The organism is Arthrobacter sp. D5-1 (assembly GCF_017357425.1).
Taxonomy (GTDB): Bacteria; Actinomycetota; Actinomycetes; order Actinomycetales; family Micrococcaceae; genus Arthrobacter.
Window position 1 is genome coordinate 2,488,625 of record NZ_CP014571.1, and the last position, 15,050, is coordinate 2,503,674.

A 15,050-nucleotide genomic window follows, 5' to 3' on the forward strand; every position below is an offset into this window, starting at 1 on the left:
CACCAGGAGATACCGTGAGTGCAAAAACCGTGGGACTGTGGACCGGCGCTGCGCTCGCCGTGGCATTGATTGGCGTGGCAGCAGCCAACGGGCTGGCACCGACTGCCGGACAGCGGGAGCCGGTGTCGCAACCCGCAACTGGGGCCGCAACTGGACCGAACACGACGGCGGTCACCCTCCGGACTGTTGACGGGGGAGCGGACTACTATGCCAGGTTCAGGAACAGTCTCCCGGCCGAGCCCACTTTCTTTCCTATTGGAGTGTGGCTGGAAAGTGTCCTCGACAAGGGGAATGTCGCTATGGACGCCGCGGCGGGACTCAACACCTATGTGGAATTGACCGCCAACTCAGACGTCCAACTGATCCACGATTCGGGAATGTACGCCCTGCCCGCCTTCGTCCATGAAGCCGCGGCCGGATTCACCCTGAGCGACGAGGTGGACATGTGGGCAGGCCCCGGAAATGCGACTTGGACGGGCAATTATCCCGGCGAGGGCCCTCCCTGTTCCCCCGAGGGAACTCCGTGCGGGTACACCATCCAGAAGGACCGCCGGGCGGTGGCCCCACAAGGTGCACTGCTCTACTCCAACTATGGCAAGGGCGTAACCTTCTGGGAATCGGACGAGGAAGCTCGCGAATTCTTCGCAGGCCTTCAGGATGTGGTGTCCGCAGATAACTACTGGTTCACCGATCCCAACATTTGCGGCCAAGGCGAGGGCGGCGCCATCGTAGGCTACACAAGGGACCTGACAAAGGAGGAATGCCGGCTGGCTGCCAACTACGGCTGGACCATTGACAGGCTAAGGAATCTGCAGGACCCGGCCACCAGAATTCCCGTCTGGGCGTTCGTAGAGAACGGTCATCCATCCGGCGACGTCCCCAACACCTCCACCATTACCGGTCCCGAACTCCGCGCCGCCGTGTGGAGCAGCCTCATTCACGGCGCCCGGGGGATCATCTATTTCAACCACAACTTTGGCGGGGTATGCCTCACCCAGCACGTCATCAGGGACTGTGGGAAGGATATCGTTCCCACCCTCACCGCCGTGAACAGGCAAATCACGGGTCTTGCTCCGGTTCTCAACGCACCGTTCCTCGACAATGCCACCACAGCAACCGGGCCCGTAGACTTCACCACCAAACTCCATGACGGAAAGGCCTACGTCTTCGCCGGAGCGAACAAGAAGGCGGGTGGCGAGGCCAGCTTCAAGGTCCGGTGTGGCGGCAGTACCGCCGTCGTACTTGACGAAAACCGGACTATTCCGGTGGTGGACGGCACCTTCACGGACACATTCGCTGACGGAAACGCCGTTCACCTCTACCGCATGGAAGGCGGGGGAAGCTGCGGCTTTTGACTAACGGCTGCTGTCGTCCCGCTCCCAGGCAAATGCAGGCTCTCCTCCCCGGAGCGGACGACGGCGACCACCAGCGGCGAAGGCGGCATAAACAGCTGCGTCAACTGCGGAGAATGGCCCTCTCACGGAGGACAACAATTCCCGGACAGTCCGTGACGTTGCAGCTTCCGCCCCCATCCTGTCCTGCTGCGCATTGCCGCGATAGCTCCGACGAAGAACAGCCAGCAAGGCGACCCAGGTCCGAGGCGTCCGAACCACCACAGGCTCAGTAGGCAGCACGGCTTTCTCCTCTCCGCTGAAGAGCCGGTCAACGTAATAGTCATCACCTGTCAGCGATGGAAAGACTCCGAGCCGATCGTGCCCGGCCTTACTGAGCGCATAGACCCCCGCACCCCAAAGGCCCTGCGCGGTGGAAGGAATCCGGCCCCTCGCCCGGTAATAGGACCTAACCAATGCAGAGGCACCATCAGTGTTGTAGCGGAACGCCGGACGGGCCGCCAGCAACGGGCCGTCCGAAAGAGCCTTCAGGACCGCATGGACGGCATCCGCACTGACTTCAATGTCCGCATCAAGATAAAGACGGGGCCAACGCACCGCAGCCTGGTCTGCGGCGTTCAACGCCGAGGTCTTGGAAGCAGCATCCACTCGCAGGACCCGCACGTCTTCAAACCCGGACGCGATGGCTTCCGTACCATCCGTACAGCCATTGCACGCAACAATGACCTCAACACTGCCCCAGGCCATGACACCCTGCAACGATTCCAGAGTCCTGGCAATGACCGCTTCTTCATTGTGTGCCGGGATGATCACAGCGCCCGATGGTGGCACCGCGCCCGTCACCTTGGAAAGCGCTCCGCGGGTAGCGTGCGGCAGCGCATCCCACCGCCTGCGGTCAACCACGGCAAGGGCAGCCTGACGATGCCCCGGCTTATGGAGCCGGACAAGCTCCGCAGCCATGACCACGGCAGTGAGCGCTGCCACAGTGCCCCGGCCGTGATACTTAGCCGCATAGCGCAAACGGTTCACGGACATCAGCGCGGTCAACTGTGGCGATGTACCCGACCCCCCACGTTCATGCCACATCCGCGCCAAGGGCTCAAACCAGATGGAAAGGCCCGCGGCTCGTACCCGTCGGCAAAAGTCTGTCTCCTCGGAGTACAGGAAGAACTGCTCATCCCAGCTGCCCACCTCACTCACAGCAGCCGCGCTGATCAAGAGCGCCGCACCCGTCGCCCAATCAACCCGGTGCGCATACACGTAACTCTCCGGATCAAAGTCCATCTCAGACAACCAACCCGGCCTGCCCTGAAGGTGCCCGCCCAAAGCCGCGTCACCCAGCGCTCGCAGGACCCCCGGCTCCCACCTCAGTGATGGATAAACGCTGCCGTCGTCGTCCAGCAGGACCGGCACCACCATGCCTGCCCCTGACACTGCCATCCGTCGCCGCATGGCCGCGATCGCCCCCGGCTCCACCCGCAGGTCCGGGTTGAGGATGAGATAGGCGTCCGCGTCACCAGCCACCCGCATGGCAGCATTGATCCCGCCGGCATAGCCAAGATTCCCACCCGTGCGTATCGCCAGGACATCCGGAAACCGGGCCAATTCGTTCATGGTCTTGTCGTCGGGGGAGTTATCAGCCACAACAACCCTGATGGTTTGTCCGGCGGTCTCCGCCCGGAGTCCCGCTACCAACGGCCCCACGTCATCTGCATTGTCATAGGTCACCACGATCACGGCGACGTTGGCTTTAACGTCACCCGCGACGAACTGTCCCGGAGCACGGCTGGGCCCGCACTCCGGGACGGATTCAACGGCGTTGAAGGGCACCGCCGCCCCAAAGACGGTTACCGGATCGGACGGGTTTGCGGCACTCTGACGCCGCAACGTCATGTATGCCTCTGGGCCGTCCACCAGGTACCGCCGGGCCAACCGTCGCGGTTCCAGCATCAGCCGCCACGCCCATTCCAGTCCATGGGTGCTCACCCACACCGGAGCGCGCCTGATCCTGCCGGCGAGGAAATCAACAACCGCACCAAAGGCCAACAGGACCTTGGCCCCCGTCAACTGAGCATATTCGGCAATCCAGAGCTCCTGCCTGGGCTTTCCCAAACCCACCACCAGGACGTCCACGGCAGCGCCGGCGATTTCCGCCGCCAAGAGCCTGGAGGCGTTCACATCGACAAGCACGGGACGCTCTGGGGCCCACCAGCCCGCCACCGTCAAACCGGGACGTTCCCGGGCAAACCTCTTCCGGATGAGTTCCTGCGCCTGCGGGCTTCCACCCAGAAAACCCACGCGAAGATCCAGGCGCTCGGCCTCGTCCAGCAAGGGTTCCACCACATCACTGCCGGCCAGCCGTGGCCAGGCCCGGCCCGTGACCCTGGCCGCTTCGGCCACCAACGGCGCACCGTCCAGCAAAGTCAACCATTCCACTGGTGAAGGTTGGTCCAACGTGCCGTTCCACCGGCTCCCCGAACCGAAATGACGGAGGTGGTCCAGATTGGCCGAACAGACGCCCAAAGGCTTCGCACCGCCGGACTGTGCGCGGTCCATGATGAGCTCCACGGCCTGCTCGAAGTCCATCAGGTTCACCAGGGCACCGCCCAGGTTTACCGACTGCCCTGCGCTGGGCTGGTCTGTCGCGGGGCGACCCAGGCCGGCGTGGACGGTCGTGGCGGCGCCCCGGCTGGAGGCCGCCCTGGACCGGCGTCGGTGGGGAGTCAGCAGCAGTGCGCTGCCGTTCATCTCCGGGCCTGATGAAGGGTGGGGGAGTGCGCTTTGTCGGGGCGCGATCTTCGGCAGCAGCATGCTCGGCTCTCCAGGCTTCCGGGTCCAGCTCAGGACACAACAATTGAGCCGGCGATCCATGCTGCTGCACTGCCTGGATCGCCGCGGACAGCCAAGGCTGCCCTTCCAACGTGTTCACTTGAGTTGTCTCCCGGCCTGCCTCAGGCGGGCTGCCGTACGGCCACTGTAGGCCCTTTTTCCGGACGCCGCTAGGGTTCCAGGCCGTCCAAATACTCCGCCAGGCGCACGGGCGCTGGAGCCGGGTCAAATCCGGCAGCCCGGATCTTCGACAGGTCCAGGACGCTGCTGCGGGGGCGCGGCGCGGTACCAGGCTTGGCATAGTCCGCAGTGCTGACGGGGTTCACCCGGACGGGATCGGCCCCGCAGTGCCGGAACACATCCCGGGCTACGCCGGCCCAGGATGCCCGCTCGCCGCTGTTGCTGACGTTGTACGTGCCGTACGGGGCCCGATGGTCCACCAGGTGACGGATGGCAGCAGCGACGTCGACGGCGAAGCTCAGCCTGCCCCATTGGTCATCAACCACGGACGGCGAAACTCCTTGGGCGGCCAGGGCAGCCATGGTTCGAACAAAGTTTCGACCTTCACCTACTACCCAACTGGTCCGCACGATGTAGTGCCGCGGGACCGTCGCCACGGCTGTCTCTCCAGCTGCTTTGCTCTGGCCGTAGACCCCCAGGGGCGTCGGGTTCTCGTCCTCCCGGTGAACGTCGGCAGTTCCGTCGAAGACGTAGTCGCTGGAAACATGAACCAGCGTCAGTGAATGCTCGACGGCGGTCCTCGCCAAGCGGGCCACTGCGGTTGCGTTGATGGCCCAGGCAGCCGCACGGCCCTCTGCGGTTTCGGCGGCGTCAACACCCGTAAAAGCCGCCGCATTGATGATGGTGGAGTACTTCCGCCAGTCCCGTGCCGCATACGATTCCCACGATGTGAGATCGAAGTCTGCCCGGCCGGCGAAGTCCACGCTGGCATCCCCGGCATACTCCCCCCGCAGGGCCTTGCCCAGTTGCCCGTCCGCTCCGAGGACCAGCGTTCGCCGTGGCTGCATGGGCTTTACGTCCGGCAAGCATGGATGGCCCTTGTCCTGGGTCGACAGAACAGCACGGTCCAACGGAATGGGCCAGGGAACGGCTACGTGGTCGTCGGCTGCATTGAGGAAGGTGTAGTCCTTCTGCGCCTCAGCACTCCAGTGGTCATTAACCAAGTACGTGTAGGCCGTGTCGTCTGCCAGGGTCTGGAAGGCGTTTCCAACACCACGGGGAACGTACACCGCGTCCTTGGCCGTCATTTCCGCGCAGAACATGGTGCCGAAGCCGGGCCCTTCGCGCAGGTCCACCCATGCGCCGAAGATCCTCCCTGCGGCAACCGAAATGAACTTGTCCCACGGTTCGGCATGGATTCCCCGGGTGGTTCCGCGCGCAGTGTTGAAGGAGATGTTGTTTTGCACCGGCCCGAAGTCCGGGAGCCCCAGGTCCAGCATCTTCTTGCGATGCCAGTTTTCCTTGAACCATCCCCGGTCATCCCCGTGAACCGGCAACTCGAAAAGCACCAGCCCGGGGATCGGCGTGGTGCGTGAACGCAACTGCTGTACCGGCTCCACGGCTTAGTGGCCCTGGCCGGCGTATTTGGACTCCGTTGAGGCTTTCTGGGGCCGCCACCAGGCTTCGTTGTCCCGGTACCACTGAACGGTGGCAGCCAGGCCGCCGTCGAAATCCGAAAACCGGGGCGACCACCCAAGTTCCCGGCGGAGCTTGCTTGAATCGATGGCGTAGCGCAGGTCATGGCCTGGACGGTCGGTCACCAGATCGTAGGCGTCACTGGGCTGGTTGGCGAGGGACAGCAGCTTTTCCACCACCTCCTTGTTGGACCGTTCTCCGTCGGCTCCAATCAGGTAGGTTTCGCCCACTCGGCCACCCTCAAGAATGGCCACCACTGCCGAGGAATGGTCTTCGACGTGAATCCAATCGCGCACGTTGCGGCCATTGCCGTAGAGGCGCGGCCGCGTGCCTTCCAGGATGTTGGTGATCTGCCGGGGGATGAACTTTTCAACGTGCTGGTAGGGACCGTAGTTGTTGGAGCAATTGCTGATGGTCGCCTTGAGGCCGAAGGACCTGACCCATGCCCGCACCAGCAGGTCCGAGCCGGCTTTCGTGGCGGAGTAGGGGCTGGTGGGCCGGTAAACGGATTCTTCGGTGAACCGGCCCGGTTCATCCAGGGCAAGGTCGCCGTACACCTCGTCCGTGGAGATGTGATGGAACCGGGTGCCATGCTTTCGCGCGGCTTCGATCAGGGTGAATGTTCCCAGCAAGTTGGTGTCGAGGAAAGGCCGGGGCTCTTCCAGGGAGTTGTCATTGTGGGACTCGGCGGCGAAGTGCACCACGGCATCCGCGGCGGCAGTCAGCGGATCCACCACTGCGGCATCACAAATGTCACCCTGGACAAATTCGAAGCGTTCAGGCGGCAACCCGGCAAGTGATTCGATATTGCCTGCATAGGTCAATTTATCCAGGACCGTGACATGGAAGCCTGTGTGCCCCATGATGTAGTGGACAAAGTTGCATCCGATGAATCCGGCCCCGCCGGTGACAAGGATTCTCTGCATGGCCCTAGAGTAGCCGTCCGCGGCGGGACAGGGCACAGGTGAGGACGGCAGGTTTGCGAGGAATTATTCTTGCAGGTGGAACGGGTTCCAGGCTCCATCCCATCACGCTCGGAATCAGTAAACAGCTGGTCCCCGTGTTCGACAAGCCCATGATCTATTACCCGTTGTGCACACTGATGCTCGCCGGTATCCGCGATGTCCTCATCATCACCACTCCCGGCGACGCCACCCAGTTCCAGCGGCTCCTGGGCGATGGATCACAGTTCGGCATCAACCTGACGTACGCAGAACAGCCGACGCCGGACGGGTTGGCCCAGGCGTTCATCCTGGGGGAGCGGCACATCGGGACCGGCAAAGTGGCCCTCATCCTCGGGGACAACATTTTTAATGGACCCGGCATGGGCAACCAGTTACGCCACTACGTGGATGTCGACGGCGGTGCCATCTTCGGATATTGGGTCAAGGACCCGTCCGCCTACGGGGTGGTGGAGTTCGACGACGACGGCCTGGCGGTATCCATTGAAGAGAAGCCGTCCATGCCCAAAAGCAATTACGCCGTCCCCGGCTTGTACTTTTACGACAATTCCGTAGTTGCCATGGCCAAAGACCTCAAACCCTCCCCGCGCGGGGAACTGGAGATCACGGACATCAACAGGATGTACATGGACCTCGGCCGGTTGCACGTACAGAAGTTCCCCCGCGGCACCGCATGGTTGGACACGGGAACCTTCAGCGACCTGAACGATGCTTCGAATTACGTTCGCACCACTGAGAACCGACAGGGCTTAAAGATCGGCGCCCCTGAAGAAGTTGCCTGGCGGATGGGCTACCTGGACGACGACGGACTCCGACAGCAGGCGGCAAAACTGGCCAAGAGCGGGTACGGCAGCTATTTGCTGGACATCCTGGACCGGCAATAGACCGGCTTATTGGGCAGAAACGTCCTCCAAGGCACGTGCTATCTCCGCAGGCAAAACCGTCAATTGCGCGTCCAGCAGTTCCTTGAGCTGGACGGCGTTCCTCGGCCCGACGATTGCCGTTGCCACGCCGGGACGGGAGAGCAGCCAACTCAGGGAGACATCCATAGGGGTGCGACCCAGCCCGCGGGCAGCCATGGCCACCGCTTCCACCACACGGGAAGCCCTCGGTTCCAGGTACGGCTCAATATAGGCAGCCAGGCGGTTCTGCGCGGCACGGGAATCCGCTGGAATCTGGCCACGGTATTTGCCGCTGAGGACACCCCTGCCCAATGGCGCCCACGCCATCAGGCCCAATCCGGCGTCCTCCACGGCAGGGATCAGTTCGTCTTCGGCCTTGCGCTGGACCAGGGAATACTCCGACTGGTTGGCCACCAGGGTGAATCCTGCCACAGCAGCGGCTTTGGCGGTCTGCCAGCCGTTGTAGTTGGAAATTCCCACATACCGGGCACGTCCGGTCCTCTGGGCAAGTTCCAGCGCTGAAAGGGTCTCATCGAGGGGCACGTTCGGGTCCCATTCGTGGGCGAACCAGATGTCGATGTAGTCGGTTCCCAACCGTGCGAGGCTGGCATCGAGCGCGGACAGCATGGCGCCGCGTGAAGCATTAATGCTGCGCCGTGAGTCCGACGACGACACGCCGGCTTTGGTGGAGATGACCAGTTCGGAGCGGGCCACGACATCGCCCAACATGGAACCCAGCATGGCCTCGGCCTGCCCATGGGCGTAGGAGGCCGCCGTATCAACCACGGTGCCGCCGGCAGCGACAAATGCGTGGAGGACTTCGGCAGCGTCCTGCTCATCGGTCTCCTGTGCCCAGGACATGGTTCCAAGGGACAAGGAGGACACGCGGAACCCACTGTTCCCGACATAACGCTGCTGCATAGCTGCTAGCTTACGGGGAGTTCCCAGTCTTCATGACGTAGGGTCTATTCACGTGAACTGGATAGAAGCAGCCTTGCTGGGCCTGGTGCAGGGCCTCACCGAATTCCTCCCGATCTCCTCGAGCGCACACCTGCGGATCGTCGGCTCATTCCTCCCGAATGCTTCCGATCCCGGCGCCGCGTTTACTGCCATCACGCAGTTGGGAACCGAAACCGCCGTCATCGTCTACTTCTGGCGCGACATCGTGAGGATCGTCCGTGCCTGGTTCGGGTCCCTCATCGGCAAAGTGGAACGCAGCAATCCCGATGCCCGTATGGGCTGGCTGGTCATTCTGGGCAGCCTCCCGATCATCGTCCTGGGCCTGCTGTTCCAGGACCAGATCGAGTCGGTGTTGCGCAGCATGTGGATCGTCGCCACCATGCTGATCGTTTTCGGCATGATCCTGGCTGTTGCGGACGCGATCGGGCGGCAGGAGAGGGATCTCACACAACTGACGTACAAGCACGGCATCCTGTACGGGTTCGCCCAGGCCATGGCCTTGATTCCGGGTGTCTCCCGCTCCGGTGGAACCATCACCGCCGGACTGCTCATGGGCTACACCCGTGAAGCCGCTGCCAGGTATTCGTTCCTGCTGGCCATCCCCGCCGTATTCGGCAGTGGCCTGTACCAGTTGTACAAGACGGTTTCGAACGATGGTCTGGCCGGTCCGTACGGTCTGGCGGAGACTGCGATGGCTACGGTCATTGCTTTCGTGGTGGGCTACATCATTATTGGCTGGTTCCTGAAGTTCGTCTCCACCCGCAGTTACCGGCTGTTCGTCTGGTATCGGATCCTCTTGGGCCTGGCCTTGTATGTCTTGCTGTATTTCAATGTCATCAGCGCCTAGCACTAAGGTTGAACCGTGAAATCGTGGACCTCCCGCCCTGTTCCTGAGCTGCCCGGCAGCATGCCGCAATTACGGCTGTTCGACACAGCCCTAGGCCGCGTAGTGGAGGTTGAACGGCAACCGGAACAGTCCATGTATGTCTGCGGCATCACGCCATACGACGCGACACACATGGGTCACGCGGCAAGCTACGTGGCCTTTGACCTATTGAACCGGGCTTGGCGAGACGCTGGCCTCCGCGTCTCCTATGTCCAAAATGTCACGGATATCGATGACCCCCTGCTGGAGCGCGCCACCGCCACGGGAGTGGACTGGCGCGAACTGGCCCAGAGCCAGATCGAGCTTTTCCAGACCGACATGGACGCACTTAATGTCCTTGCACCCAATCACTACATCGGCGCCGTTGAGGCCATCCCGGACATCGTTCCCGCCATCGAGCGCCTCATTGCCGACGGCGTTGCCTACCGCGTTCCTGGTTCTGACGGTGAGCCTGACGGCGATGTCTATTACGACGTCGAAATGGCCGGCAAGCGCTCGGACGCGACAGACGCCTGGACACTGGGGGATGTGTCGGGACTCGGCGAAACAGAGATGCTGTCGCTGTTCGCCGAACGCGGCGGAGATCCCGCAAGGGCTGGAAAACGCCACGCACTTGATCCGCTGCTCTGGCGCGTGGCCCGTGAAGGCGAACCGCGTTGGCCTGGCGGAACCCTCGGAGACGGCCGGCCCGGGTGGCACATCGAATGCACGGTCATTGCACAGAAGTATCTTCCGGCACCCTTTACCGTCCAGGGCGGAGGCTCGGACCTCGTGTTCCCGCACCACGAAATGGGAGCAGGCCATGCTTACTCTCTGTCCGGAGTGCCGTTGGCACGGCACTATTCGCACGCAGGCATGGTGGGTCTGGACGGAGAAAAGATGAGCAAGTCCAAGGGCAACCTTGTTCTTGTCTCCAAGCTCCGCGCGGCTGGAGAAGAACCGCCGGCCATCCGCCTGGCGATTCTGGCCAACCACTACCGTTCGGACTGGTCCTGGACCGATGAGGAGTTTGCGGCAGCCAAGAAGCGGCTGGCGCAGTGGCGTGAAGCAGCGGAGCATGCCCAGGCCGGTTCGGCGGGACCACTGGTGGCCGCGATGCGCAAGGAGCTGGCCAACGACCTCAACGCTCCCGGTGCCATCTCCGCAATCGATCGATGGGCAGAAGACACCCTGCGGGGCAATGCTCCGGCATCCGAGCAGGACCGTGCCGTGATATCTGACGCCATTAATGCGCTGCTGGGCGTTGAACTCTGAGGCCGCAAAGTCCGCAGAAACACGCCCAAAACCCGTAGGAAGCAGCAACGGCCCCGACGCTTCGTCGGGGCCGTTGCCGGTTTATGACGGCAGCAGGGGTCAGGGTCGGTCCTTACCGCGCCGCTTGAGGTACCGCTCGAATTCGCGGGCAATGGACTCCCCGGACGCTTCCGGAAGATCGGCCGTGTCTTTGGCCTCCTCCAGTTGACGTACATACGCGGCAATTTCCGGGTCCTCGGTAGCGAGTTCGTCCACTCCGCGCTCCCAGGCTTCCGATTCTTCAGCCAAGGCCAGACTGTCCAACGGAACCTGCAGCAGATCCTCGACCTTGTGCAGAATGGCGAGCTGGGCTTTGGGAGAGGGTGGCTGGGCCACGTAGTGGGGGACTGCTGCCCACAGGGAGACAGTCGGCAGGCCCGCAAGCATGGCAAATTCAGCAAGCACACCGACGATGCCTACCGGCCCCTCGTACTGGGAAGCCTCAAGATTAAGCCGCTCCCGCAATGAGCTGTCCTCGGTGGTGGTGCTCACCGGAATGGGACGGCTGTGGGGCACGTCAGCCAGCAATGCGCCAATCAGGACCACGGAGTCAACCTTGAGTGCTTCGGCATGGACCAGCAATTCCGTGGTGTAGGCACGCCAACGGTACGAAGGTTCCGTTCCAAGGACGAAAACCACGTCCACGTTGCTGTCTGGTACTGATGCCTTGTAGATCCGGGTTGATGGCCATTTGACCTTGCGGGCACCGGAAGAAGTTCGCCTCACGGTGGGCCGCGTGAACTGGAAGTCGTAGTATTCCTCGGCATCTACAGTGGCAACCTTCTTGCCATCCCACAGCTTGTTCAAATAGTGCAGCGCATCGCTGGCCGCCTCACCGGCATCATTCCAGCCCTCAAACGCGGCGAGCATTACGGTGACACGCTGGCCTTCCGCGGGTTCCTTGAGGAAACGCTCGGGCTCCGCGGTGATGTCCTGTCCTTCGGGGGTCCCGTCCACACTGTTCATCCACTCACCCTACGTCCAAGACCCTCGTGGATGCATGGCATTTGATGTCAATGCGTGTCACCGATTCGCCCACAGCGCAAAGCACGGACAGCCCTTGGCCAGGTTCCACGTAGACTGGAAACCATGCATTCCTCACCCAGCCAGCCCCACCTCAAAGCCGTGCTCTGGGATATGGATGGCACACTCGTGGACACCGAACCCTACTGGATCGCTGCCGAGCGCGCGCTGGTTGAGGCACATGGAGGCAGCTGGTCGCACCAGCAAGCCATGCAGTTGGTGGGGCAGTCTTTGCTGCATTCTGCTGCTGTCCTGCAAGCCGCCGGAGTTGGGCTTGAAGCCCGCAAGATCGTGGATACCCTCAGCGCCCAGGTCATTGAGCAGATCCGCAAGGAAGTTCCGTGGCGCCCCGGTGCGCGCGAACTGTTGGATGAGCTCCAGCAGGCCGGCATCCGCTGCGCCCTGGTGACGATGTCCGAGGGCCCGCTGGCCGGCGTTGTAGTGGAAAGCCTGCCCAAGCCCTACTTCGAGTTCATGGTTACCGGGGATACCGTCGCCAACGGAAAACCGCACCCCGAGGCGTACCTTACGGCCGTTGAACGGCTCCGGCTGGACGACCCGTCCCTCACCATTCATCATTGCGTCGCCTTGGAGGATTCCGTTCCGGGCGCAACCGCGGCCATCGCTTCGGGCGTGATCACCGTGGGTATTCCGCATCAGGTACCGCTGCCCGAGGATCACCGGATGGTCATGTGGGACACCTTGGTGGGCAGGACCTCATCCGATGTCCAGCAATTGGTCGTTGACCGCTTTCAGGCAGCAAACCTCCTCGAAGGGGCCAACTAGGTGACAAGCTCCTCCACCCCGCATCATGCAACCAGTAAGAAGGACGGCATACCCCTCGGAAGGATTGCCGGCATACCTGTCTTTCTCGCCTACTCGTGGTTCGTGATCGCCGGCTTCACGGTCATCGTGTACGGACCCGCGCTCCTGGTACGGATGCCGGATCTCGGCATCGGAGCCTACTTCGTTGCCTTGGGATACGCCTTGCTGCTGGCCGTCTCTGTCTTGGTCCATGAGCTGGCGCACGCCTTGAGCGCCAAAGTGTTCAACTGGCCCACGGAGAAGATTGTGCTGAACCTCTGGGGTGGCCACACCCAATTCGAGAACTTCACGGCTTCGCCCGGACGTTCAGTAGTGGTCGCCCTGGCCGGCCCTGCCTCCAACTTCGTCTTGGCGGCCGGGATGTGGGCCGTACTCTCTACTGGCGTCCTCAGCGGCGTATCCGACATCCTGGCCAACATCCTGATGTGGGCCAACCTCCTCATCGGCCTCTTCAATGTCCTCCCCGGCCTTCCCCTGGATGGCGGGCGTTTGGTGGAATCGGCTGTGTGGAAAGCAACGGGCAGCCAGGACAAAGGCACCATCGCCGCCGGCTGGTCCGGCCGCATAATCGTTGCCGCCTTGGTCATCTGGTTCATCGGCCTGCCGCTCCTCAGCGGTTCACCCCTGGACATCAACCTCATCCTGATCACTGTCCTCGTCTGCGGATTCTTGTGGATGGGTGCTTCCAGTTCAATTCACCACGCGAAGCTCCGCAGCCGCCTTTACCTGGTGAGCGCCGCGGGCCTGGCAGAGCGCGCCGTGGGCGTACCGAACTCAGCCACCGTGGCCGACGTCCTGGACATATCACCGTCCGGAAGTCCCGCCGTCGTGATCTGTGGACCGGATGGCAAGCCGCAGGGCGTAGTGGACTTCGGCGCAGCGGCCGCAGTGCCTCCCCAGTCGACTGCGACGACGCCGGTCACCGCAGTGGCCCACGCCCTCGGCGCCGGGGCGTATGTCCCGGAATGGTCCAAAGGCCAGGAGCTGATCCAGTACTTGGCACGGCTGGAGGGCGGCGAATACGCTGTGGTGGACCACAACGGAATCGTGACAGGGCTTCTGCGCCAGCAGGCAGTTGTGACGGCCATAACAGGCAAGGAAGCCCGCAGGAGCGGGCGCCCCTGACATCCTTGCCGGTAGAGTTGCATGCCGGCGGTTTTACCGAAGAACCCATTGATTTTTGGCGCCCATCCGCCAGCACGATGTTGCGGCCAAGCCGTACAGGAGCGAGGAACAGTACATGAGCAGCGAAACCGCCGCCCCCGAAGCAAACGCCGGCATCGACGAGGCATCCGCGAGCCAGGCGATGACCGGCCAGGCCGTGCAGCCGACGGGCGCTGCCCGCCGCCGCGGCCCTTTCCGCGTCGGTGAGCGGGTCCAGCTCACTGACGAGCGCGGCCGCATGAACACCATCACCCTGGAGGTTGGTGGTGCTTTCCACACCCACCGCGGCTTCCTGAACCACGACGAAATCATCGGCAAAGTGGATGGCTCCGTGGTCAGCAACAACGTTGGCCAGCAGTACCAGACGCTGCGTCCCCTGCTCTCCGACTTCGTCCTGTCCATGCCCCGCGGCGCTGCTGTGGTCTACCCGAAGGACGCGGGCCAGATTGTCACCATGGCCGACATCTTCCCGGGCGCACGCGTCGTTGAAGCCGGCGTCGGCTCCGGCGCCCTGTCCATCTCCCTGCTGCGCGCCGTGGGTGACGGTGGTTACCTCCACTCGTTTGAGCGTCGCGAGGAATTCGCCGACATCGCCCGTGGCAACGTGGAGACCATTTTCGGTGGACCGCACCCGGCATGGCAGATCTCCCTGGGCGACTTCCAGGAAGAAGTGGTCAAGGCTGAAGCTCCAGGCTCCGTGGACCGTGTGGTCCTGGACATGCTCGCTCCGTGGGAGTGCCTTGATGCCGTGGCCACCGTCCTGGCGCCTGGTGGTGTCTGGATCAACTACGTGGCAACCGTCACCCAGTTGTCCCGTACGGCCGAGGCCATCCGTGCTGACGGACGCTTTACCGAGCCTGACGCTTGGGAATCGATGGTCCGCGGTTGGCACCTCGAGGGCCTTGCTGTCCGTCCGGATCACCGCATGGTGGCCCACACCGGCTTCCTCCTGGTGACCCGCCGCCTCGCCGACGGTGTCACCGGAATTTCCGTCAAGCGCCGCCCGTCCAAGACGGAGTTCAGCGAAGAGGACCTCAACGCGTGGACCCCTGGCGCAGTGGGGGAGCGGTCAGTATCCGACAAGAAACTCCGCCGGGCTGCCCGTGACGCCATCGCCGGCACCAACGTCCAGGACGATCCCGCAGTCACAAACTGACAAAGGTCACAATAGGGTCCGCATTCCGAATGTCACCCAGCA

12 protein-coding genes are annotated in these 15,050 nt (G+C 62.9%); 7 read left to right on the top strand and 5 right to left on the bottom strand.

Translation table 11 applies throughout. From position 1 onward, the window contains the following. Positions 1–14 precede the first annotated feature (14 nt). Complete coding sequence (locus tag AYX22_RS11295) at positions 15–1,355, top strand: hypothetical protein (protein ID WP_242703309.1); 1,341 nt, start codon at positions 15–17, stop codon at positions 1,353–1,355. On the opposite strand, the gene AYX22_RS24075 is transcribed toward AYX22_RS11295, so the two are convergent. From AYX22_RS24075 to rfbB, 3 genes are all read right to left on the bottom strand, one after another. Continuing rightward, on the bottom strand, positions 1,356–4,100 hold the full coding sequence (locus AYX22_RS24075; RefSeq protein ID WP_242703310.1) for a WecB/TagA/CpsF family glycosyltransferase: 2,745 nt from the start codon (positions 4,098–4,100) through the stop codon (positions 1,356–1,358). A 251-nt stretch (positions 4,101–4,351) separates the two neighbouring features. Further along, the gene (locus AYX22_RS11310; RefSeq protein WP_207593571.1) at positions 4,352–5,761 is read right to left on the bottom strand and encodes a bifunctional dTDP-4-dehydrorhamnose 3,5-epimerase family protein/NAD(P)-dependent oxidoreductase; all 1,410 of its coding nucleotides are present in this window, start codon (positions 5,759–5,761) and stop codon (positions 4,352–4,354) included. 3 nt (positions 5,762–5,764) lie between these two features. Beyond that, positions 5,765–6,763, bottom strand: coding sequence for a dTDP-glucose 4,6-dehydratase (gene rfbB, locus AYX22_RS11315; RefSeq protein WP_207593572.1), 999 nt, complete (start codon positions 6,761–6,763; stop codon positions 5,765–5,767). A gap of 53 nt (positions 6,764–6,816) precedes the next feature. On the opposite strand from rfbB, the gene rfbA reads away from it, so the two are divergent. Then, the gene (gene rfbA / locus AYX22_RS11320; RefSeq protein WP_207593573.1) at positions 6,817–7,683 is read left to right on the top strand and encodes a glucose-1-phosphate thymidylyltransferase RfbA; all 867 of its coding nucleotides are present in this window, start codon (positions 6,817–6,819) and stop codon (positions 7,681–7,683) included. 6 nt (positions 7,684–7,689) lie between these two features. On the opposite strand, the gene AYX22_RS11325 is transcribed toward rfbA, so the two are convergent. Next, positions 7,690–8,622 (bottom strand): aldo/keto reductase, encoded by a 933-nt coding sequence (locus AYX22_RS11325; protein ID WP_207593574.1) that lies wholly within the window; start codon positions 8,620–8,622, stop codon positions 7,690–7,692. A 52-nt stretch (positions 8,623–8,674) separates the two neighbouring features. Between AYX22_RS11325 and AYX22_RS11330 the strand changes: the two genes are divergently transcribed. After that, positions 8,675–9,508 (top strand): undecaprenyl-diphosphate phosphatase, encoded by an 834-nt coding sequence (locus tag AYX22_RS11330; RefSeq protein WP_207593575.1) that lies wholly within the window; start codon positions 8,675–8,677, stop codon positions 9,506–9,508. A 15-nt stretch (positions 9,509–9,523) separates the two neighbouring features. Beyond that, a complete protein-coding gene (gene mshC / locus AYX22_RS11335) occupies positions 9,524–10,801 on the top strand; it encodes a cysteine--1-D-myo-inosityl 2-amino-2-deoxy-alpha-D-glucopyranoside ligase (protein ID WP_207593576.1) in 1,278 nt (425 codons plus the stop codon). 99 nt (positions 10,802–10,900) lie between these two features. Here the strand turns inward: mshC and AYX22_RS11340 are convergent, their stop codons facing one another. Next, the gene (locus AYX22_RS11340; protein ID WP_207593577.1) at positions 10,901–11,806 is read right to left on the bottom strand and encodes a PAC2 family protein; all 906 of its coding nucleotides are present in this window, start codon (positions 11,804–11,806) and stop codon (positions 10,901–10,903) included. Between the two features lie 123 nt (positions 11,807–11,929). On the opposite strand from AYX22_RS11340, the gene AYX22_RS11345 reads away from it, so the two are divergent. The 3 genes from AYX22_RS11345 to AYX22_RS11355 all read left to right on the top strand — a co-directional run bounded on the left by AYX22_RS11345 (position 11,930) and on the right by AYX22_RS11355 (position 15,008). Beyond that, a complete protein-coding gene (locus tag AYX22_RS11345) occupies positions 11,930–12,649 on the top strand; it encodes an HAD family phosphatase (protein ID WP_207593578.1) in 720 nt (239 codons plus the stop codon). After that, positions 12,650–13,813: a site-2 protease family protein gene (locus AYX22_RS11350; RefSeq protein ID WP_207593579.1), complete on the top strand. Its 1,164-nt coding sequence runs from the start codon at positions 12,650–12,652 to the stop codon at positions 13,811–13,813. It begins immediately after the preceding gene. A 115-nt stretch (positions 13,814–13,928) separates the two neighbouring features. Then, positions 13,929–15,008, top strand: a complete 1,080-nt coding sequence (locus tag AYX22_RS11355; protein WP_278251927.1) for a tRNA (adenine-N1)-methyltransferase — start codon at positions 13,929–13,931, stop codon at positions 15,006–15,008. Positions 15,009–15,050: the final 42 nt, after the last annotated feature.

Excerpts from the sequence above, each read along its gene's own strand:
- AYX22_RS24075 (WP_242703310.1), bottom strand. The coding sequence starts at position 4,100 with ATGAACGGCAGCGCACTGCTGCTGACTCCCCACCGACGCCGGTCCAGG.
- rfbB (WP_207593572.1), bottom strand. The coding sequence starts at position 6,763 with ATGCAGAGAATCCTTGTCACCGGCGGGGCCGGATTCATCGGATGCAAC.
- AYX22_RS11325 (WP_207593574.1), bottom strand. The coding sequence starts at position 8,622 with ATGCAGCAGCGTTATGTCGGGAACAGTGGGTTCCGCGTGTCCTCCTTG.
- AYX22_RS11340 (WP_207593577.1), bottom strand. The coding sequence starts at position 11,806 with ATGAACAGTGTGGACGGGACCCCCGAAGGACAGGACATCACCGCGGAG.
- AYX22_RS11345 (WP_207593578.1), top strand. The coding sequence starts at position 11,930 with ATGCATTCCTCACCCAGCCAGCCCCACCTCAAAGCCGTGCTCTGGGAT.
- AYX22_RS11355 (WP_278251927.1), top strand. The coding sequence starts at position 13,929 with ATGAGCAGCGAAACCGCCGCCCCCGAAGCAAACGCCGGCATCGACGAG.